Consider the following 20,099-nt stretch of genomic DNA (forward strand, 5'->3'; position numbering starts at 1 on the left):
CCCAGAAGTACGCGGAGTTGGCCCCGCGGTCTGACGCTTCCCTCCCGGTGATTTGGTCATATGGAGAGGACCACCTCACAGGAGTCCGGGGGAGAATGGCGGCGCAGGGGTGGACGAGTGCACGGACAGCAGGCCGCCGCCGACTACGGAGGTAAGGCACACATGGCACCGTACGAATCCGACGACAGCACACCCGCCGGGGAGGTCGAGGACGTACGCGACGGGCGGCGCAGGGCCGCGCGGTACGTCGTCCCGGTCACGGTCGTGGGCGTGGCGGCGGCGACGATCGGGCTCGTCCCGGCGTTCGCCGGTTCCGGGGATCCCGACCTGCCGAAGATCAGCGCGCAGCAGCTCATCGAGAAGATCGCCAAGTCGGACGTCCAGCAGATGTCCGGCACGGTGACGATCAGCACGGACCTGGGCCTGCCCAACCTGGGCGGCCTCGAGGACAGCCTGGCCTCGGGCGCGCTCTCCCAGGGGGGCGGGCAGGGCAAGGGCGACTCGGCCGCCGACCCTAGCTCCAAGCTGCTGGAGCTGGCCTCCGGCACCCACACCGTGCGGGTCGCCGCCGACGGCCAGGACAAGCAGAAGCTCTCGCTGATCGAGAAGGCCGCCGAGTACAGCGTCATCCGCAACGGCGACCAGGTGTGGGCGTACGACAGCGCATCCAACCAGGCGTACCACGCGACCGGCGCGGGCGAGCACAAGAGCGGCGAGGCAGCGCCGAAGGACGTGCCCGCCACGCCCAGGGACTTCGCCGATCATGCACTGAAGGCGGCCGACAAGACGACCTCCGTGACGGTAGACGGCACAGCCCAGGTCGCGGGCCGGGACGCCTACAAGCTGCTCGTCCGGCCGAAGCAGTCGGGCACGACGGTCGGCGCGATCAGCATCGCGGTGGACGCGAAGACCGGGCTGCCGCTGAAGTTCACGCTGACCCCGGCGAAGGGCGGCGCGGCGGTGCTGGACGTGGGCTTCACCCAGGTCTCCTTCGCCAAGCCGGCCGCGTCGACGTTCGACTTCACGCCGCCCAGGGGCACGAAGGTCACCCAGGGTGACGACCTGAAGGCCGGGAAGGCGGGCGAGGCCGGAGAGGCCGGGAAGGCAGGCGAGGTCGGGAAGGCCGGGCGCGAGGCACAGCGTGAGGACACGGGCACAACGCCCTGGGGCGGCGCGTCGAAGACCCTCGGCGAGGGCTGGAACGCCATCTACGTGTTCGACACCGGCAGCAAGGGCGGGGTGCCGTCCGGATCGCCGTCCGAGGACGGCGCGGCCTCCGGCTTCCTGAACTCGCTCGGCGACCACGTCACCGGCAAGTTCGGCTCGGGCACGGTCTTCTCCACCCGCCTGGTCAACGCCCTGATCACGGACGACGGCAAGGTGTACGCGGGCGCGGTCACCAAGGACGCGCTGCTGAAGGCGGCGAACGCGGGGAAGTGACCCACCGTACGGCGTACGGACGAAGGGGAGCAGAAGAGCCCATGGAGGAACTGCCCGCCGCGGAAGCGCAGTCGAAGGACTCGGCGGCGAGGGCGGCGAGTGACCTGGATGCCCCGGTCATCGCCACCCGCGCCCTCACCAAGCGCTACCGCGGCGGGCAGCTCGCCGTGGACGGGCTCGATCTGACCGTCCCGGCGGGCAGCGTCTTCGGCTTCCTCGGGCCGAACGGCTCCGGCAAGACCACCACCATCCGCATGCTGATGGGCCTGATCGAGCCCACCTCGGGCTCGGCACGCGTGCTGGGGCAGCCCATGCCCCGGGCCACGCGCGCCGTGCTCCCGCACGTCGGCGCCCTCATCGAGGGCCCGGCGCTCTACGGCTTCCTCTCCGGCCGGGACAACCTCCTGCGCTACGACGCCGCCGACCCCACCGCCGACCCGCGCACCCGGCGGACCCGCGTCGCGGCCGCCCTCGACCGGGTCGGCCTCACGGCGGCCGCGGGCAAGAAGGCGAAGGCGTACTCCCTGGGGATGAAGCAGCGCCTCGGTCTCGCGGCCGCCCTGCTCCAGCCCCGCAGGCTCCTCGTCCTGGACGAGCCGACCAACGGCCTCGACCCGCAGGGCATGCGGGAGATCCGTGCCCTGGTCAGGGAACTGGCCTCCGACGGCACGACCGTCTTCCTCTCCTCCCACCTGCTCGACGAGATCGAGCAGGTCTGCACGCACGCGGCGGTGATGGCGCAGGGCCGGCTGATCGCGCAGGGCCCGGTGGGAGACCTGGTGGCCGGGGCGCGCGGACGCCTCGTCGTGACCACCCCGGACGTCACCGACGCGGCACGCGTCCTGAAGGAACAGGGTGTGGCCGATGTGGTGGTGGAGGAGAACCGGGTGACGGCCGAGCCTGAGGACCGGGAACTTTCCGATGTGAACGCCGCGTTGGTCGCGGCGGGAGTCCGCGTACGCGGCTTCGGCGTCGAACGTGCCTCCCTGGAGGACGCGTTCGTGGCGCTGACCGGGGAGGGGTTCGATGTCGCAGGCTGAGGCGGCCGTCGTGCCGCGCCGGACGAGCCCGCTGTGGACCTTCGGGCTGCTGCGCAGCGAGCTGGTGACCACGTTCCGGCGCTGGCGCACGCTCGCCCTGCTGGCCGTGCTCGCCGCCGTGCCGATCCTGGTCGGGATCGCCGTGAAGCTCGAGACGAGCGACGGGTCCGGCGGTCGGGGCGGGGGCGGCGGCCCGGCGTTCATCACGCAGATCACCAACAACGGCCTGTTCCTGGTGTTCACCGCGCTCGCCGCGACGCTCCCGTTCTTCTTGCCGATGGCGATCGGTGTCGTCGCGGGCGACGCGATCGCGGGCGAGGCGAGCTCCGGCACCCTGCGCTACCTGCTGGTCGCCCCCGCGGGCCGTACCCGCCTGCTGCTCACCAAGTACGCAACGACGATCGCCTTCTGCCTGATCGCCACCCTCGTCGTCGCCGTCTCGGCGCTCGCGGTGGGCGCCCTGCTCTTCCCGCTGGGCGACCTGACGACGATCTCCGGTACGCGCATCAGCTTCGCCGAGGGCCTTGGCCGGGCCCTGCTGATCGCCCTGGTCGTCGCCGCGTCCCTGATCGGCGTTGCGGCCCTCGGACTGTTCATCTCCACGCTCACGGGCAGCGGCATCGCGGCGATGGCGACGACGGTGGGGCTGCTCATCACGGTCCAGATCATGGACCAGATTCCGCAGTTGCACGCGCTCCAGCCGTACTTCTTCTCGCACTACTGGCTGTCCTTCGCGGACCTGATGCGCGACCCGGTCTACTGGGACGACCTGATACGCAACCTGGGCCTGCAGGCCCTGTACGCGGCGGTCTTCGGCTCGGCGGCCTGGGCGCGGTTCACGGCGAAGGACATCACGGCGTAGGTGCGGGCCGGCAGGGGCCGCCCGCGCCATCACGGTCCACCGTCCCCGCCACCCCGGGGTCAGCCGCCCGGGCCGGGCCCGAGGTCGAGCAGCAGGGCCATCACGCCCACCAGCGTGGCGCTGCTGACGATCTCACCGCGTTCGATCATCGCCCGCACCTCCGGCAGCGGGATCCACTCCAGGCGGTCGGACTCGTTGCGCTCGGTCGGCTCGCCCACGCGCGTGGCGTCGTCCGTGCGGAACACGAAGTGCCGGGAGTCGGTGACGCCGGCCGCGGGCTGGGCGCACACCAGCGGACGCAGCGAGCCCGCGCGCCATCCGGTCTCCTCCTCGAGTTCGCGCCCTGCCGCCGCGGCGGGCTCCTCACCGTCCTCGACGAGACCCATGGGCAGCTCCCAGGCCCATGTGTCGGTGACGAAGCGGTGCCGCCACATCATGAGCACGCGCTGCTCGCGGTCGACGGCCGCGGCGACGGCGACGTCCCGCAGCCGGACCACGTGGTACTCACAGCGTGCCCCGTCGGGCTGTTCGACGTCGAGCGCCCGCAGCCGCACCCAGGGTGTCTCGTACAGCGCCCGCTCGCCGTGCACGGTCCAGCGCATGCTCAGCGCACCCCCGATCCGCCGCCCGAGGGCGTGGACGGGCCGACCAGGCGGGCCAGCCGGTCACACTCGCGGGGTGGCCGGCCGCCCAGGTCGCCGGTGCGCCAGGCCGGTACCCAGGGCACGCGGTGGACGCCGATCATCGACTCGATCGCCTTGACGCGCTGGGCGAGCGGGCGCGGCAGGCGGCCCGGTGCGTCCGCGACCAGCACGACGCCGTCCAGGGCGAGGCCGGGCGGGGCCGCGCCGCGCCGGAAGGCGTCGAGGCACTGGAGGACGGACCCCAGGCCGGTCGCGTGGGTGCGGGCGACCAGCAGCACCGAGGAGGGTTCGCCGTGCTCGGGGCGGGGCCAGCCGCGGCCCGCGTCGAAGCCGCCGAAGACGGTGGCGAGCGTCGAGGTGCCGGCGCCGCCGTGGGTGGCCACCCAGGCGAACCGGTGTGGGCTCGCGCTGCCGTAGGACGGCGGCCGTGCGCCGTCGGCCGCCGGCCCGCGGACCCAGATCTCCGGCCCACCGGGCCCCTGCCGCGCGATCCCCTGCATCGCCTCTCCTCGGTCGCTCCTCGCCCTTGATCTTCACCTGCGGTGCCGCGGGTTCGGTACCGGGCTCCGGTTCCTGGGACGAGGCTGTGACGCGGCGGTGACGCGCGGACGAGCACGGGGGCGGGAGACTCCAAGGGGTGTGCCGTACGTCCCCGCACCCAGGGCCGGGGACGCAGACGAGGGGAGCCGACGCCGAATGGAGGCGGAAGACATCGGCGCCTTTCCCCGACCGACGACCCGAGTGAGGGAACGATGTCTCGACTCAGCCGCGGACAGAAGCGGGGCCGCTCCTTCGCGGGGGCCGCATCCGACGGGGGTGCGGGGTCCGGGGTGACGCCGATCGAGGTCCGGGTGCCGGCGGCACGCGACGGGGCGCCGGGCCCGGGGGCGACGGTGGGCGGGGTGCCGGTGGCCGCGGGACCCGGGGAGCCGGTCCAGCAGGCAGTCCTGGACCACCTTCACCGCCTGGCCCGCGCCACGGGCCACCCGGTCCTCGCCTCGGTGCACGACGAACGGATCGGCTACGTCGTACCGATCCGGGTGCACGTCGACGGCTCCAGCGAGTTCGCGGGGGAGCCGGTACGGAGGGGAGCGGCGCCCGCGGCCGCCGCGCACGGCGGTACGGCTCAGGTGGCACCCGTGGAGGCCGGGCCCCGCGCCGAGGCCACGCACGTCCTGGGCGCGGTGGGCACCCGGCAGCCGACCCCGGGCACCACGGCTCCGACGGCCCCCCGGGGGGCGGTGCACGACCCGTACGCACCGTCGCAGTCCCCGGTGGCCCCGCCGAGCACGCCACCGGACGACATCGAGCCCGACACCCGCGTACTGCGCGCCCTGCCGGAGCCCGCCGAGTCCGCTCCCGCAGCCGCGCTCACACCGCGCCCGGATGCCGCGGCGTCCGCTCCCTCTCCCACTCAGCGCCCGCGGCCCGCCGAATCCGCCTCTCCCACTCATCGCCCGCGGCCCGCCGAATCCTCCGCCGCAGTCGCCCCCGCGTCCCCCGGCCGCAGCGTCGCCCCGTTCGCTTTGCAGGCCGTGCCTGAGCAGGTCGTCTTCATCACCGCCACGTCCGGGCCGGCCCAGGCCCTGCCCGGTGCCCCGGACCACGGCGGCACCCCGCCCTCGCCCGCACCGCCGGCCCCCGGCACCGTCTCGCCGCCGACGGGAACGTTCGGCCCACCGCCGGTCATGCCGGCCGCACCGTCCGCCACTTCCGCCGCTGCCGCGGCCTTCGAGCCCACCACCCGGCCCACGCCCGCCTTCTCCTTCGCCAAGAGCCCCGACGTCACCGGGCCTCCCACCACGGAAGCGGACCCCACCCGCACCCCTGACGCCCGCTCCGCCTCCGACTGGAAGCCCGCCCCCGGCCCCGCCCCCGCCCTCGAGACCGTTACCGTCCCCGCCGACCAGGACGACGAGGTCAAGGAGCCGCCCGTGCGGGAGTTCGACTCCGTGGCGGAAGCCGTGCTCGGGGATGCGCCGGCCGGCGGCGCGGACGGGCCTGTCGCCGAGCCCATGGCCCGGATCAGCGCGGCCGTGAAGCAGGGCCGTCTCGAGGAGGCGTCCGGGCTGGCCGAGGAGGCCGTCGCCGAGTCGGCCGCGACCCTCGGCGACGAGCACCCCGACGTCCTGCACCTGCGCGAACTCACCGCCTACATCGCCTACCTGGCGACAGACCCCCTGCGCTCCTTCCGTCTGTCGCTGGACCTGGCCCGCATCCGGCACCGCCTCGGCGACCGGCGCGGGGCCTACGGCAACGTGCAGAGCGCGGCCGCCGCCTGGCGTGCCGTACGCGAACCGGTCCAGGGGCTGGATCTCGGCCGCGACCTCATCGCCGTATGGAGCGAACTCGCGGCCCAGGACGGCCCCGCCGCAGATGACCTCGACCAGCTCGAGAAGGCCCGCAGCCGCATGGGCCGCTTGGCCGAGCGCGCCCGCAAGGCGTCCGGCGAGCGGCCTGCCGCCCAGTAGGCGCTACGGCGGCTACGGTGTGGCGTCCACCGGGTCCGCGTCGGCGGCGCCGCTCACCGTCGCGGTGGCGGCGCGTGGACCGGGGATCGCCCCGCCGAGCGTCCGCGCGGCCCGCCGCGCGGTGCGCAACGCGTCCGCCGTCAGCAGCGACAGCGCCAGCCAGACCAGCGCGAAGCCCGCCCAGCGCTCGGGCGGCATCGCCTCGTGGAAGTAGAGGATGCCCAGCAGGAACTGGAAGACGGGTGCCAGGTACTGCAGCAGCCCCAGCGTCGACAGGGGGACCCGTATCGCCGCGGCGCCGAAGCAGACGAGCGGCAGAGCGGTGACCACCCCGGTGGCCGCGAGCAGCGCAGCGTGCCCCGCCCCGTGGGACGTGAACGTGGACTCTCCGTGTCCCGACAGCCACAGCAGATACGCCAGCGCGGGCACGAACTGCACGGCGGTCTCCGCGGCCAGCGACTCGATGCCGCCGAGGCTGACCTTCTTCTTCACCAGCCCGTAGGTGGCGAAGGAGAACGCCAGGCACAGGGAGATCCACGGCGGACGGCCGTAGCCGATCGTGAGGACGAGCACGGCGGCGAAGCCGACCCCGACCGCCGCCCACTGCGCCGGCCGCAGCCGTTCCTTCAGGAGCAGCACGCCCATGGCGATGGTGACGAGCGGGTTGATGAAGTAGCCGAGCGAGGCCTCCACCACGTGGCCGCTGTTCACCGCCCAGATGTAGACGCCCCAGTTGACGGTGATGACGGCCGCCGCGACCGTGATCAGCGCGAGCCGGCGAGGCTGCCGGAGCAGTTCGCCCGCCCAGGCCCAGCGGCGCATCACCAGCAGTACGAGGGCGACCAGGACGAGGGACCACGTCATCCGGTGGGCGAGGATCTCCATCGCCCCGGCGGGCTTCAGCAGGGGCCAGAACAGCGGGACGAGCCCCCACATCCCGTACGCGGCGAAGCCGTTCAGCAGACCTGTCCGTCGCTCACCCTTCGGGTCCCCGGCCACGGGCCCTCCCTCACGCTCGCGGCTGCCCGGTGCAGCCTCCACGAAGGTAGCGCGACGGCCCCCGCCTGTCATGCCCGTATCGGCATACGGTCATGACATGCGGGGGCCGGGAAGCTCAAGGGCCCGAAGGGGCAGTTCAGCCCTTGAGCGCGGCGGTGATCGCCTCGGCGAGCGGGGTGGTCGGGCGGCCGGCCAGTCGGGAGAGGTCGCCGGTAGTGACCTCCAGCTCGCCCTTCTCGATGGACGCGTCCACGCCGGAGAAGACCGCGGCGAGCGGCCCGGGCAGCCCGGCGCCCTTCAGGATCCCCTCGTACGCCTCGACGGAGACGGCGTTGTACGTGATCTCCTTGCCGGTCTGCTTGCTCAGCTCGGCGGCGTACTCGGCGAAGCCCCACGCCTCGTCGCCACCCAGCTCGTACGCCTTGTTCTCGTGGCCCTCGCCGGTCAGCACGGCGACCGCGGCGGCCGCGTAGTCGGCGCGCGAGGCGGAGGAGACGCGGCCCTCGCCGGCCGCCTGGACGACGGCGCCGTGCTCGAGGACGGGGGCGAGGTTCTCGGTGTAGTTCTCGTGGTACCAGCCGTTGCGCAGCAGCACATACGGCACGCCCGAGGCCAGGATGGCCTGCTCGGTGGCCCGGTGGTCGTCGGCGAGGGCGGCCTTCAGGCTGCTGGGTGCGCTGGTGTAGGCGAAGAGGGCGACTCCGGCGGCCTTGGCGGCGTCGAGGACCACCTGGTGCTGCTGGACGCGGCCCTTGTCGAACTCGTTGCCGGAGATCAGCAGCACCTTGTCGCCGGCCGAGAACAGGCCGTCGAAGGTCTCCGGAGCGTTGTAGTCGGCGGCGGCGATCCGCACGCCGCGCTCCGCGAAGTCGGCGGCCTTCTCCGGGGTGCGGACGACCGCGGTGATCTGTTCGGCCGGAACCTTCTCCAGCAGTTGCTCCACCACATGACGGCCGAGGTGTCCGGTGGCTCCGGTGACGACGATGCTCATGACTTGGATCTCCTTGTGGGGTGCTTTCTGACACTCACCCTAGGAGGTGCGCTAACCAAACGAAAGTACCCACTTTGAAGTAAGGTACTGGCATGACAGTAAGTGGTGGGGCCGCCGACAGACGCCAAGCCGCCGAGGCGCTGTGCCCGTACCGCCTCGTCCTGGAGCACGTCACCAGTCGCTGGGGTGTGCTCGTCCTGATCGAGCTCCTCGACCGCCCGCACCGCTTCAGCGAGTTGCGCCGGGCGATCGGGCGGACCGCCCGCGTCAGCGAGAAGATGCTCACCCAGACCCTGCAGACCCTGGAACGCGACGGTCTGGTGCACCGGGACGCCAAGCCCGTGATCCCGCCGCGCGTCGACTACTCCCTCACCGACCTGGGCCGCGAGGCCGCCGAGCAGGTGCGGGCGCTGGCGCTGTGGACCCATGACCGCATGGCGGACGTGGAGAAGGCCCGCCGGGCATACGACGAGGCCCGGGCGCTGTCCGCCCGGGCCTCGTGAACAGCGGCACCGCTCAGCCGACGACGGTCCAGGTGTCCCCGCCGGCGAGCAGGGCGGCCAGGTCGCCCTTGCCGTTCTGCTCGATGGCGGCATCGAGCTGGTCGGCCATCGCCGTGTCGTAGACGGGCCGCTCCACGGACCGGAACACGCCGATCGGGGTGTGGTGCAGGGTGTCCGGGTCGGCGAGGCGGGAGAGCGCGAAGGCCGTGGTGGAGGAGGCGGCGTGCGCGTCGTGGACCAGGATGTCCGCCTCGTTCTCCGGGGTGACGGTGACGACCTTCAGGTCGCCGGTCTGCCTGTCCCGAACGACACCGCGCGCGCCGTCCGCCCCGAAGCGGATCGGCTGCCCGTGCTCCAGCCGGATCAGGGCCTCCTCTGCGCTCTGCTTGTCCTTGAGCGCGTCGAAGGCGCCGTCGTTGAAGATGTTGCAGTTCTGGTAGATCTCGATCAGCGCCGTGCCCGGGTGGGCGGCGGCCTGGCGCAGCACCTCGGTGAGGTGCTTGCGGTCGGAGTCGATCGTGCGGGCCACGAAGGACGCCTCCGCGCCGAGGGCCAGCGAGACCGGGTTGAACGGCGCGTCGAGGGAGCCCATCGGGGTCGACTTGGTGATCTTGCCGACCTCGGAGGTGGGGGAGTACTGGCCCTTGGTCAGGCCGTAGATCCGGTTGTTGAACAGCAGGATCTTCAGGTTCACGTTGCGGCGCAGCGCGTGGATGAGGTGGTTGCCGCCGATGGACAGCGCGTCGCCGTCACCGGTGACCACCCACACGCTCAGATCGCGCCGCGAGGCCGCGAGACCGGTCGCGATCGCGGGCGCCCGGCCGTGGATGGAGTGCATGCCGTACGTGTTCATGTAGTACGGGAAGCGGGACGAGCAGCCGATCCCGGAGACGAAGACGATGTTCTCCCGCGCGAGGCCCAGCTCCGGCATGAAGCCCTGGACGGCGGCGAGGATCGCGTAGTCACCGCAGCCGGGGCACCAGCGCACTTCCTGATCGGACTTGAAGTCCTTCATGGACTGCCTGGCCACGGCCTTGGGGACGAGCGAAAGCGCCTCGATCGTGCCCGTGCCTTCCGTGGTCGTCTCAGCCATCGATGGCCTCCTTGAGCGCCGCGGCGAGCTGCTCCGCCTTGAACGGCATGCCGTTGACCTGGTTGTAGGAGTGGGCGTCGACCAGGTACTTCGCCCGGATCAGCGTGGCGAGCTGGCCGAGGTTCATCTCGGGGATCACCACCTTCTCGTAACGTCCCAGCACCGCGCCGAGATTCCGCGGGAACGGGTTGACGTGCCGCAGATGGGCCTGCGCGATCGACTCCCCGGCCGCACGCAGCCGGCGTACGGCCGCGGTGATCGGCCCGTACGTCGAGCCCCAGCCGAGCACCAGGGTGCTCGCGCCGTGCGGGTCGTCCACCTCCACATCGGGTACCACGATCCCGTCGACCTTCGCCTGGCGGGTGCGGACCATGAAGTCGTGGTTGGCGGGGTCGTAGGAGATGTTGCCGCTGCCGTCCTGCTTCTCGATGCCGCCGATGCGGTGCTCCAGGCCGGGCGTGCCCGGGACCGCCCACGGGCGGGCCAGGGTCTGCGCATCGCGCTTGTACGGCCAGAACACCTCGGTGCCGTCGTCCAGGGTGTGGTTCGGGCCCTGGGCGAACTGCACCCTGAGGTCGGGCAGCTCGTCCAGCTCGGGGATGCGCCACGGCTCCGAGCCGTTGGCCAGGTAGCCGTCGGAGAGCAGGAAGACCGGGGTGCGGTAGGTCAGCGCGATCCGGGCCGCCTCCAGGGCCGCGTCGAAGCAGTCGGCCGGGGTGCGCGGGGCGATCACCGGGACCGGAGCCTCGCCGTTGCGGCCGTACATCGCCTGCAGCAGGTCCGCCTGCTCGGTCTTGGTGGGCAGACCGGTGGACGGGCCGCCGCGTTGGATGTCGACGATCAGCAGCGGCAGCTCCAGGGAGACCGCGAGGCCGATCGTCTCGCTCTTGAGCGCGATGCCCGGCCCGGAGGTGGTGGTCACGGCCAGCGACCCGCCGAAGGCGGCACCGAGGGCGGCGCCGATGCCGGCGATCTCGTCCTCGGCCTGGAAGGTGCGCACACCGAAGTTCTTGTGCTTGGACAGCTCGTGCAGGATGTCCGAGGCCGGAGTGATCGGGTAGGAGCCCAGGAACAGCGGCAGGTCCGCCTGGCGGGAGGCGGCGATCAGGCCGTACGCCAGGGCCAGGTTCCCGGAGATGTTGCGGTAGGTGCCCACCGGGAACGCCTTGACGGCCGGGGCGACCTCGTAGGAGACCGCGAAGTCCTCCGTCGTCTCCCCGAAGTTCCACCCCGCCCGGAAGGCGGCGATGTTCGCGGCCGCGATGTCCGGCTTCTTCGCGAACTTCGTCCTCAGGAACGTCTCGGTGCCCTCGGTGGGCCGGTGGTACATCCAGCTCAGCAGGCCGAGCGCGAACATGTTCTTGCTGCGCTCGGCCTCCTTGCGGGTGAGGTCGAAGTCCTTCAGCGCCTCGACGGTGAGGGTGGTCAGCGGCACCGGGTGGACGTTGTAGCCGTCGAGCGACCCGTCCTCCAGGGGAGAGGCGGCGTAGCCGACCTTCTGCATCGCGCGCTTGGTGAACTCGTCGGTGTTGACGATGATCTCCGCGCCGCGCGGCAGGTCGCCCACGTTGGCCTTCAGGGCGGCCGGGTTCATCGCCACCAGCACGTTCGGGGCGTCGCCCGGGGTGAGGATGTCGTGATCGGCGAAGTGCAGCTGGAACGACGACACACCCGGCAGCGTCCCGGCAGGGGCGCGGATCTCGGCGGGGAAGTTCGGCAGTGTGGACAGGTCGTTGCCGAAGGACGCCGTCTCCGAGGTGAAACGGTCGCCGGTGAGCTGCATACCGTCACCGGAGTCCCCCGCGAACCGGATGATCACCCGGTCCAGCCGGCGCACGTCCTTCGTGCCCGCCGGTTTGCGCTGTTCTCCTACGACGGCTCCGTCCGCCTGTCCCGCTGGACTGCTGACCTGGCTGGTCACTGAACTGGACCTCCCTCGAGGCGGCTGTCCGGGAGCGGCCGTCCCAACGGCCCTCCCAGGATCAACCCTACGTCGGTAAGGGTCGCCTTCCCTCGGCCGTTCGCATGATGGACACCATCGTGAGACGGTCCGGCGCCCCGACTTGTCATCATTTGTTCGCTCGCCCCCCGGGTGCTGCTCCTGAAAAGGCTCCCTGCTCATCCTTCGGCCGGCACTGGACGCGGCGCCGGCACCGGAGCCCGGTGGTGTCCGGATCCGGCAGCGCCGTCTGACACAGTCTCAGCTGTTCAGGAGTTGAGATAGGTGAGCACGGCCAGAACACGCCGGTGATCCCCGTCACTCGGGGACAGACCGAGCTTGAGGAAGATGTTGCTGACGTGCTTCTCGACGGCTCCGTCGCTCACGACGAGCTGCCGGGCGATCGCGGAGTTCGTCCGCCCCTCGGCCATCAGCCCGAGGACCTCCCGCTCCCGCGGGGTGAGCGCCGCCAGCACGTCCTGCTTACGGCTGCGCCCGAGCAGCTGTGCGACCACCTCGGGGTCCAGTGCGGTGCCTCCCTCGGCGACCCGCACGACGGCGTCCACGAACTCGCGCACCTCGGCGACCCGGTCCTTGAGCAGATAGCCGACGCCGCGACTGGAACCGGCCAGCAGTTCGGTCGCGTACCGCTCCTCCACGTACTGCGACAGCACGAGCACACCGAGTCCGGGATACTCCCTGCGCAGCTGGACCGCGGCCCGGACACCTTCGTCCGTGTGGGTCGGCGGCATCCGCACGTCGGCGACGACGACATCGGGCAACTCGCCCTGGTCCGCCAGCTCGGTGATGGTCTTGATCAGCGCCTCCGCATCCCCGACACCGGCGACGACGTCATGCCCACGGTCGGTCAGCAGCCGGGTCAGTCCCTCCCTGAGCAGCACAGAATCCTCGGCGATGACGACCCGCACCCTGTCCTCCACGATCCCCCGGCCCCCACAACCTGTCTCCGACCCGCACGACAGGCTCCAGCATTCCAGGATCGGGGCGTGTGCGGGGTGGCTGCCGGGCGAAAGAGGGGTGTGTCAGTCGGATGGGCGGGTTGGGGCGGGGCTCGGCCCTCGAGCCGTGCTTCGGGGGGTGCGGTGTTGGGCCGGTGGGCGGGGTCTGCGCAAGTCCGCGGGCAGGGGGCTGGGGGCGGCGGGCTGGACGGCCGCGGGCTGGGTGCCGCGCGGGGGCGGTAGCTGCTGGACAGGGGTGTGGGGGTGCGGTGCTGGGCCGGTGGGTGGGGGCTGCGCAAGTCCGCGGGCAGGGGTCGGGGATGGCTGGGGTGCGGGCGGTAGCTGCTGGGCAGGAGTCTGTGGACGCGGGAGCCGAGCCGATGGGCGGGTTCCGGGGCGCAGTCCCCGGAGGGGGTCCGGGGGACGGAGTCCCCGGCGGGGGGACCCGGGGGCGGAGCCTCCGGGGAGGGGACGGGTAAGGGCGGCGGGGGCGGAACCGCCCGGTGCCGCACCGCCGGGGGCCCTACGCGCGCCAGGGCAACTCCGCGGTGATCCGCGTAGGCCCCCCGACCGGCGAATCCACCACCAGCACGCCATCCACCGCATCGAGCCGCCCCGCCAGCCCGGCCAGCCCCGACCCGCCGGAGGCGTCGGCACCCCCGACCCCGTCGTCGGACACCTGCAGCAGCAGCCGGTCCTCCGCCCGCCACACATCCACCGTCGCCCGCGACGCCCGCGCATGCTTGCTGACGTTCTGCAGCAGCTCCGACACCGTGAAGTAGGCGATCCCCTCGATCGCCGGCGCCGGCCGCGACGGCAGGTCCACCTCCACCTCCACCGGCACGGCGCACCGCGAGGCCGCCGCCGACAGCGCGGCATCGAGGCCGCGGTCGGTGAGGACCGCCGGATGGATCCCACGGGCCAGGTCCCGCAGCTCCTGCAGCGCCGTCTTCACCTCGCCGTGCGCGTCCTCCACCATCCGCGCCGCCGCCTGCGGATCCTCCGTCAGCTTCTCCTTCGCCAGCCCCAGATCCATGGCCAACGCCACCAGCCGGGCCTGCGCCCCGTCGTGCAGGTCCCGCTCGATGCGCCGCAGATCCGCCGCCGCTGTGTCCACCACCGCCCCGCGGTCCGACTCCAGTTCCACCACCCGGGTCGCCAACCGCGACGGCCCGAGCAGCCCGTGCACCAGCAGCCGGTCCACGGTCGTCAGCCCCCGGACGATCCAGGGCGTGGCCAGTGTGATCAGCAGCCCCACCAGCGCGGTCACCGTGATCTCGAACGGGTTGTCGAGGTACACATGGTGCGTCTCGTCGCCATACAGCTGGACCCCGTCCTGACCGGCGTACACCGGGAACACCCAAAACCACAGCGGATACGTCAGCAGCGCCCACCCGCACGCCCAGAAACTCACCCCCACCGAGAACGAGAACACCGCCCACGGGAACTGCAGCACCGTGTACAGCATGTGCCGCCAGGACGTCCCGCTCTTGAGCATCGCCCCCATCCACGCCATCGCCCCGCGCCCGTTCGTCCGCAGCGGCTCCGGAGCGGCCACCTCCAGCCCCAGCAGCCCCCGCGCCCGGGCCCGCTCCAGCGCCCCGAACCCACGGCACCCGGCGAGCGCCGCCGCGAGCACCGGGATGCCCAGGAACGTCACCAGCAGCCCGGCCCCGATCGACAACATCGTGACGCCGTAGGTGAACATCGCGATCCCGATCGGCAGGCTCAGCAACACGTAGCAGAACTCGCCCCAGGTGCGTGCCTCGATGGGCGCTCGCAGCGCCACCGGAAGCCGGTGCGGCCGCCCCCCGGCGCCCTGGGACCCAGGGCCGCCCCACTCTCCGTACCCCTGCCCGTACTGCGTGGCCATCGGCTCGTCCGTTCTGCTAGTCGTCCACCCCGGTTCGTGTCTCCACCCTGCTGTGCCCGCGCCCGCCCGGCCATGGAGCGCGTCGGCGTCTTCAACCGGGGGTTTTCCCCACCCCCGACACGCCCCAGGACCGTCGCCCCGGGAACGTCGCCCCGGAACCGTCTCTCCGCTACCTCCGCTACCTCCGCCGCCGTCCCTCGTCCCCGCGGTCCCTCCACGGCAGCTCCGCCGTGATCGTCGTCGGGCCGCCCACCGGCGAGTCGACGACGAACAGGCCGTCGACCGCGTCCAGCCGCTCCGCGAGCCCCGCCATGCCCGTACCGCCGTCGAGGCGCGCGCCCCCGCGGCCGTCGTCCCACACCTGGATGAGCAGCCGTTCGTCCGTCCGCCACACCTCCACGGAGGCGGACCTGGCGCGGCTGTGCTTGCTGACGTTCTGCAACAGCTCGGAGACCGTGAAGTAGGCGATGCCCTCGATCGCCGCGGCCGGTCTCGCGTCGAGGTCCACGGTGACCTTCACCGGCACCGTGCAGCGCGTGGCGACCGACGACAACGCGGCGTCGAGGCCGCGGTCGGTGAGGACCGCCGGATGGATGCCGCGGGCGAGGTCCCGCAGCTCCTGCAGCGCCAGCTTCACCTCGCCGTGCGCCTCCTCGACCATCTCCGCCGCCGAGTCCGGGTCCTCGAGCAGCTTCTCCTTGGCGAGGCCGAGCCCCATCGCCAGGTTCACCAGGCGCGCCTGCGCCCCGTCGTGGAGGTCGCGCTCGATGCGCCGCAGATCGGCCGCCGCCGTGTCCACGACCACCCCACGGTCGGACTCCAGTTCGGCGATACGCCGCTCCAGCTCGTCGGAGGGCGACAGCAGGCCGCGCACCATCGCCCGGTCCACATTGCTGAGCCCGCGCGCGAGCAACGGCAGAACCGGCCACAGCACGAACAGCGACATGAACGTCACCGTGAAGCTCAGGATCCCCCAGGGCAGCCGGATGAAGTCGTACAGGAGAGTCCGCCAGCCCACCGGGTCCTTCAGCATCATCGACAGCCACTGCACCATCCCGCCGCTCTTGCGCAACGGCAGCGGAGTCGGCTCCTCCACCCGCACCCCGAGCAGCGCCCTGGCCCGCGCCCGCTCCAGCTTGCCCAGCTGCCGCGCGCCCAGCAGCCCGGCCGCGAGCAGCGGGACACCGATCACGGTCACCGTCAGCGCCCCACCCGTGGACAGCACCGTGACCACGTAGATGAACCCGATCAGCGACATCGGCAGGTTCGCCAGAAGATGCGCGATCTCCCGCCAGGTGTGCCCGTCCAGGGCCAGCCGCACGGGCGGCGGACGCTCGCCGTCCAGCGGGCCCTGGCTCGTACTGCGTTCGGTCATGCCCCCGACCCCATTCATTTATGGCCCCCCGACCCCGTTCGGGCACGGACCTGGCGACCCCGTTCGGGCACGGACCCGCGACCCTGTTCGGTCATATCCCCCGACCCCGTCCCCGTCCGGTCACATCTCCAGCCTCGTGCGGTGATGTCCGCCAGCCTGCCGCGCCCCGCGCCGCCGCACCATGAGGGCGACCGCCATGGCTTCCTCGGGTTGTCCCCACCCTCCGCCGATCCGGCCGGCGCGGGAGGTGATCCGGGCCGTGCCAGGGGTACGTGATGCGAGCCGTACGACGAGTGGGACGTGTACCAGGGCATCGCGAGGTGCGACGGGCTGCTTACCCTCTCTTTAGCAGGGCCTAGACTCCCGTGCGTACAGATCGTCGAATCACAGCATTCACCAGGGTCACGAGGTCAGGGAGCGAGGGGCTGACGTGCCGGATCCGACCGCCGTCGCTGTCGTGGCGGCGGACTACTTCCAGTCCTACTCCGTAGTCGGGCTGCTCGCCGTCGTCGGCGTGCTCTTCGTCGCCGTCGCCTTCGGCGCGGGCCGACTGCTGCGCCCCGTCGTGCCCACGCCGGAGAAGCTGCTGACGTACGAGTGCGGCGTCGACCCCGTCGGCGAGGGCTGGGCCCACACGCAGGTCCGCTACTACGTCTACGCGTTCCTGTACGTGATCTTCGCGGTCGACTCGATCTTCCTCTTCCCGTGGGCCACGGTCTTCGCCGATCCGCGGTACGGAGCCACCACCCTGGTGGAGATGTTCGTCTTCCTCGGCTTCCTGGCCGTGGGACTGCTCTACGCGTACAAGAAGGGGGTCCTGACATGGACGTGAACCCCTCGGCCACCGAGGCCACCGGCCCTGTACTGCTTCCGGAGCCCAAGAGGCTGGGCGCACTGGCCCGCCTCGCCCCCGAGCCGATGAAGGTGATCCTGAACTGGGGACGCCGCTACTCGCTCTGGGTCTTCAACTTCGGCCTCGCCTGCTGCGCGATCGAGTTCATCGCCGCCTCCATGGCCCGCCACGACTTCATCCGCCTGGGGGTCATCCCGTTCGCGCCGGGCCCGCGCCAGGCCGACCTGATGGTGGTGTCCGGCACGGTCACGGACAAGATGGCCCCGGCCATCAAACGCCTGTACGAGCAGATGCCCGAGCCGAAGTACGTCATCTCCTTCGGCGCGTGCTCCAACTGCGGCGGCCCGTACTGGGACTCCTACTCCGTCACCAAGGGCGTCGACCAGATCATCCCGGTGGACGTGTACGTCCCCGGCTGCCCGCCGCGTCCCGAGGCACTGCTCCAGGGCATCCTCAAGCTCCAGGAGAAGATCGCGCGCGAGTCGCTGGGGGAGCGGTACGGATCCTCGCGGCCGTCCACCGCGGCCCTGCAGAGCGGCCTGGTCCAGCCGCCGCCGGCCACGGAACCTGATCAGCGGGAGGGGCGATGACCGCCGTCGGCTGGCTGCCCGCGTCCGCCGAGGAACTCTTCGGCCCCGAGGCCACGGCCGAGGAGTCGTACGAGGTCCTGACCGTCGACGTGACCCCGACGGGCTGGACCGAGGCGCTCCGGGTCGCGCGTGACGAGCTGGGCTGCACGTACTTCGACTGGCTGAGCGCGGTCGACGAACCGGGCACGGGCCTGCGTGTCTCGGCCCATGTGGTGGCCCTGTCCCCGGTCCGCCGCCTCCTCGTCCGTACGACCGTCCCGCACGAGGCCCCGGTCCTGCCCTCCGCCGTGGACGTCTACGCGGGCGCCGCCTGGCACGAACGCGAGACCCACGAGATGTTCGGCATCACCTTCGAGGGCCACCCCGCGCTGGACCACCTGCTCCTGCCCGAGGGCTTCGAGGGCCACCCGCTGCGCAAGGACTTCGTCCTGGCGGCCCGGGTCGCCAAGGCGTGGCCCGGCGCGAAGGAACCGGGCGAGTCCGACCACGGTGGCCCCAAGCGCCGCCAGATGCTGCCCCCGGGCGTCCCCGACCCGAACGAGTGGGGCCCCCTCAAGGGCCAGCTCCCCCCGGCCCCCGCCCGCCCGGCCCGGGCCGCAGGCCGAGCGGCGGGCGAACGCCCCGTACGCCGCACCCGCACGGCGGCGGAGGGCTCCGCGAGCCAGGCCCCCGCCGCGGGCGAGCCCACGGAGACGGCACCGCCGCGGCGTGCCCGCAGCACGTCGGAGGGTTCGGCTTCGCAGCGTGCCGCTGAGGACACGGCGCCGACGGCTCCGGCCGGTTCGCGGCGTGCCCGGAGTGCTTCGGAGGGTTCGGCTTCCCAGCGTGCCGCTGAGGACACGGCGCCGACGGCTCCGGCCGGTCCGCGGCGTGCGCGGAGTGCTTCGGAGGGTTCGGCCTCGCAACGGCCCGAGCGCGGTGCCGAGCCGGCGGCTCCTCCCGCTGGGCCGCGCCGTGCGCGGAGTGCTTCCGAGGGTTCGGCCTCCCAGCGTGCCGAGGCCCCGGCAGCCGAGGGCACGCCCCGCAGGCCCGCCCCCGCCCCCCGCAGCTCTGACGCCCCCTGGCACCACGCCCGCCCGGCCTTCGACGAGCCCGAGCCCACCACCCCAGAAGGTCCGGCGAAACCCGCGACCGAACCGGCGGGACCCGCGACCGAACCGGCGAAGCCAGCAAGCGGCGAACCGGCGAAACCCGCGACCGAACCAGCGACCGCGGGCCCCGCGCCCCAAGCCGCGGAAGCCGACACCGCTCCCGCCGCGGAGCCCGACGCGACCGGCGGCGAAGCCCGCCGTGGCGAAACCCGCCCCGGTGACGCCCGGCCCGACGGCGCGCAGCAGACCCCGAACTCCCCGAACAAGTCCCCGAACCCCGACGACCCCCCAGGAGGCACGCAGTGAACGGCGCTCTCGACGTCGGCCTGCGACTCCTCGTCGTGTTCGCCGTCTTCCTCACTTTCCCCCTGATCGTCGGCCAGACCGAACACAAGGTCATGGCCCATATGCAGGGCCGCCTCGGCCCCATGTACGCGGGCGGCTTCCACGGCTGGGCCCAGCTCGTCGCCGACGGCGTGAAGTTCGCGCAGAAGGAGGACGTCGTCCCGGCGGGCGCGGACCGCCGTATCTTCCAGCTGGCCCCCGCCGTGGCCCTGCTGCCGTACCTCCTCGTCCTCCTCGCCATCCCGATCGGCCCGAGCGAGGGCGCCGTCGGCCAGGTCGTCGACGCGGGCATCTTCTTCGTCCTCGCGGTCATGGGCGTCGGCGTCCTCGGCTCCCTCATGGCGGGGTGGGCCTCCGCCAACAAGTTCTCCCTCCTCGGCGGCCTCCGCACCGCCGCCCAGCTCCTCGCCTACGAACTGCCCATGCTGCTCGCGGCCGCCTCGGTGGCCATGGCGGCGGGCACCGTCTCGCTCCCCGGCATCCTCGACGCCTTCCACTGGTGGTGGCTGCCCTGGCAGATCGTCGGCGCGATCGTCTTCTTCGTCGCCGGCCTCGCCGAGCTGCAACGCCCGCCCTTCGACATGCCCGTCGCCGACTCGGAGATCATCTTCGGTGCGTACACCGAGTACACCGGCCTCCGTTTCGCCCTGTTCCTGCTCGCCGAGTACGCCGGGATCATCGTCCTGTGCGGACTGACCACCGTCCTCTTCCTGGGCGGCTGGCACGGCCCGTGGGGCGCCGACGGCCTCGGCTGGCTCTGGACGCTGCTGAAGACCGCGATCCTCGCCTTCGTCGTCATCTGGCTGCGCGTCACCTACCCCCGGCTGCGTGAGGACCAGCTCCAGAAGCTCTCCTGGACCCTCCTCATCCCCCTCTCCCTCGCCCAGATCGCCCTTACCGGCATCGTCAAGGTGGTGATCTCCTAACCATGTCCCGCCCGTCGCCCGACCACCACCACTCAACGACGCCCTCCGGGCGGCCCCGCCTGACGATCCCTGGCTCCGGCCTCGCCAAGGGCCTGGCCGTCACCC

18 protein-coding genes are annotated in these 20,099 nt (G+C 72.3%); 9 read left to right on the forward strand and 9 right to left on the reverse strand.

Going from position 1 to position 20,099, the window contains the following annotated elements; all coding sequences use genetic code 11:
- The first annotated feature begins 162 nt into the window (after nucleotides 1–162).
- Genes ACIRC0_RS08395 through ACIRC0_RS08405 form a run of 3 tightly spaced genes read left to right on the forward strand, consistent with a single transcriptional unit; the run spans nucleotide 163 to nucleotide 3,342 of the window.
- Nucleotides 163–1,440, forward strand: coding sequence for an outer membrane lipoprotein carrier protein LolA (locus ACIRC0_RS08395; protein ID WP_403613076.1), 1,278 nt, complete (start codon nucleotides 163–165; stop codon nucleotides 1,438–1,440).
- A gap of 41 nt (nucleotides 1,441–1,481) precedes the next feature.
- Nucleotides 1,482–2,480 (forward strand): ABC transporter ATP-binding protein, encoded by a 999-nt coding sequence (locus ACIRC0_RS08400; RefSeq protein ID WP_403613078.1) that lies wholly within the window; start codon nucleotides 1,482–1,484, stop codon nucleotides 2,478–2,480.
- The gene (locus ACIRC0_RS08405) at nucleotides 2,467–3,342 is read left to right on the forward strand and encodes an ABC transporter permease (RefSeq protein WP_403613080.1); all 876 of its coding nucleotides are present in this window, start codon (nucleotides 2,467–2,469) and stop codon (nucleotides 3,340–3,342) included. The genes ACIRC0_RS08400 and ACIRC0_RS08405 overlap by 14 nt, the downstream gene beginning before the upstream one ends.
- A gap of 59 nt (nucleotides 3,343–3,401) precedes the next feature.
- Here ACIRC0_RS08405 and ACIRC0_RS08410 read toward each other — a convergent pair whose 3' ends face one another.
- Nucleotides 3,402–3,944: an NUDIX hydrolase gene (locus ACIRC0_RS08410; protein WP_403613083.1), complete on the reverse strand. Its 543-nt coding sequence runs from the start codon at nucleotides 3,942–3,944 to the stop codon at nucleotides 3,402–3,404.
- Between the two features lie 2 nt (nucleotides 3,945–3,946).
- Complete coding sequence (locus ACIRC0_RS08415) at nucleotides 3,947–4,486, reverse strand: DUF6668 family protein (protein ID WP_403613085.1); 540 nt, start codon at nucleotides 4,484–4,486, stop codon at nucleotides 3,947–3,949.
- Nucleotides 4,487–4,738: 252 nt separating this feature from the next.
- Between ACIRC0_RS08415 and ACIRC0_RS08420 the strand changes: the two genes are divergently transcribed.
- Nucleotides 4,739–6,457: a hypothetical protein gene (locus ACIRC0_RS08420; RefSeq protein ID WP_403613087.1), complete on the forward strand. Its 1,719-nt coding sequence runs from the start codon at nucleotides 4,739–4,741 to the stop codon at nucleotides 6,455–6,457.
- 12 nt (nucleotides 6,458–6,469) lie between these two features.
- On the opposite strand, the gene rarD is transcribed toward ACIRC0_RS08420, so the two are convergent.
- Nucleotides 6,470–7,456 carry an EamA family transporter RarD gene (rarD, locus tag ACIRC0_RS08425; RefSeq protein ID WP_403613089.1) on the reverse strand — a complete coding sequence of 329 codons (987 nt, stop codon included), beginning with the start codon at nucleotides 7,454–7,456 and terminating at the stop codon, nucleotides 6,470–6,472.
- 136 nt (nucleotides 7,457–7,592) lie between these two features.
- Complete coding sequence (locus ACIRC0_RS08430; RefSeq protein WP_403613092.1) at nucleotides 7,593–8,447, reverse strand: SDR family oxidoreductase; 855 nt, start codon at nucleotides 8,445–8,447, stop codon at nucleotides 7,593–7,595.
- A 92-nt stretch (nucleotides 8,448–8,539) separates the two neighbouring features.
- Between ACIRC0_RS08430 and ACIRC0_RS08435 the strand changes: the two genes are divergently transcribed.
- Nucleotides 8,540–8,950 carry a winged helix-turn-helix transcriptional regulator gene (locus ACIRC0_RS08435; RefSeq protein ID WP_403613094.1) on the forward strand — a complete coding sequence of 137 codons (411 nt, stop codon included), beginning with the start codon at nucleotides 8,540–8,542 and terminating at the stop codon, nucleotides 8,948–8,950.
- 13 nt (nucleotides 8,951–8,963) lie between these two features.
- Here ACIRC0_RS08435 and ACIRC0_RS08440 read toward each other — a convergent pair whose 3' ends face one another.
- The 5 genes from ACIRC0_RS08440 to ACIRC0_RS08460 form a co-directional block, all read right to left on the reverse strand.
- The gene (locus ACIRC0_RS08440; RefSeq protein WP_403613098.1) at nucleotides 8,964–10,043 is read right to left on the reverse strand and encodes a 2-oxoacid:ferredoxin oxidoreductase subunit beta; all 1,080 of its coding nucleotides are present in this window, start codon (nucleotides 10,041–10,043) and stop codon (nucleotides 8,964–8,966) included.
- Nucleotides 10,036–11,964: a 2-oxoacid:acceptor oxidoreductase subunit alpha gene (locus ACIRC0_RS08445; protein WP_403613100.1), complete on the reverse strand. Its 1,929-nt coding sequence runs from the start codon at nucleotides 11,962–11,964 to the stop codon at nucleotides 10,036–10,038. Before ACIRC0_RS08445 ends, ACIRC0_RS08440 begins: the two co-directional genes overlap by 8 nt.
- A gap of 287 nt (nucleotides 11,965–12,251) precedes the next feature.
- Entirely contained in the window at nucleotides 12,252–12,911 is a 660-nt protein-coding gene (locus ACIRC0_RS08450; protein WP_403614662.1) for a LuxR C-terminal-related transcriptional regulator, read from the reverse strand.
- Nucleotides 12,912–13,464: 553 nt separating this feature from the next.
- Nucleotides 13,465–14,814: a sensor histidine kinase gene (locus ACIRC0_RS08455; protein ID WP_403613102.1), complete on the reverse strand. Its 1,350-nt coding sequence runs from the start codon at nucleotides 14,812–14,814 to the stop codon at nucleotides 13,465–13,467.
- Nucleotides 14,815–14,992: 178 nt separating this feature from the next.
- Complete coding sequence (locus tag ACIRC0_RS08460) at nucleotides 14,993–16,189, reverse strand: sensor histidine kinase (RefSeq protein WP_403613105.1); 1,197 nt, start codon at nucleotides 16,187–16,189, stop codon at nucleotides 14,993–14,995.
- Between the two features lie 430 nt (nucleotides 16,190–16,619).
- On the opposite strand from ACIRC0_RS08460, the gene ACIRC0_RS08465 reads away from it, so the two are divergent.
- From ACIRC0_RS08465 to ACIRC0_RS08480, 4 genes are read left to right on the forward strand one after another with little or no spacing between them, the layout of a single operon-like run.
- Nucleotides 16,620–17,021: an NADH-quinone oxidoreductase subunit A gene (locus ACIRC0_RS08465; protein WP_403613107.1), complete on the forward strand. Its 402-nt coding sequence runs from the start codon at nucleotides 16,620–16,622 to the stop codon at nucleotides 17,019–17,021.
- On the forward strand, nucleotides 17,012–17,632 hold the full coding sequence (locus ACIRC0_RS08470) for an NADH-quinone oxidoreductase subunit B (protein ID WP_403613110.1): 621 nt from the start codon (nucleotides 17,012–17,014) through the stop codon (nucleotides 17,630–17,632). Before ACIRC0_RS08465 ends, ACIRC0_RS08470 begins: the two co-directional genes overlap by 10 nt.
- Nucleotides 17,629–19,029, forward strand: a complete 1,401-nt coding sequence (locus tag ACIRC0_RS08475; protein WP_403613113.1) for an NADH-quinone oxidoreductase subunit C — start codon at nucleotides 17,629–17,631, stop codon at nucleotides 19,027–19,029. The genes ACIRC0_RS08470 and ACIRC0_RS08475 overlap by 4 nt, the downstream gene beginning before the upstream one ends.
- Entirely contained in the window at nucleotides 19,026–19,994 is a 969-nt protein-coding gene (locus ACIRC0_RS08480) for an NADH-quinone oxidoreductase subunit H (RefSeq protein ID WP_403613116.1), read from the forward strand. Before ACIRC0_RS08475 ends, ACIRC0_RS08480 begins: the two co-directional genes overlap by 4 nt.
- Nucleotides 19,995–20,099 lie beyond the last annotated feature (105 nt).

The organism is Streptomyces sp. NPDC093984 (genome assembly GCF_044764595.1).
GTDB classification, from domain to species: Bacteria; Actinomycetota; Actinomycetes; order Streptomycetales; family Streptomycetaceae; genus Streptomyces; species Streptomyces cynarae.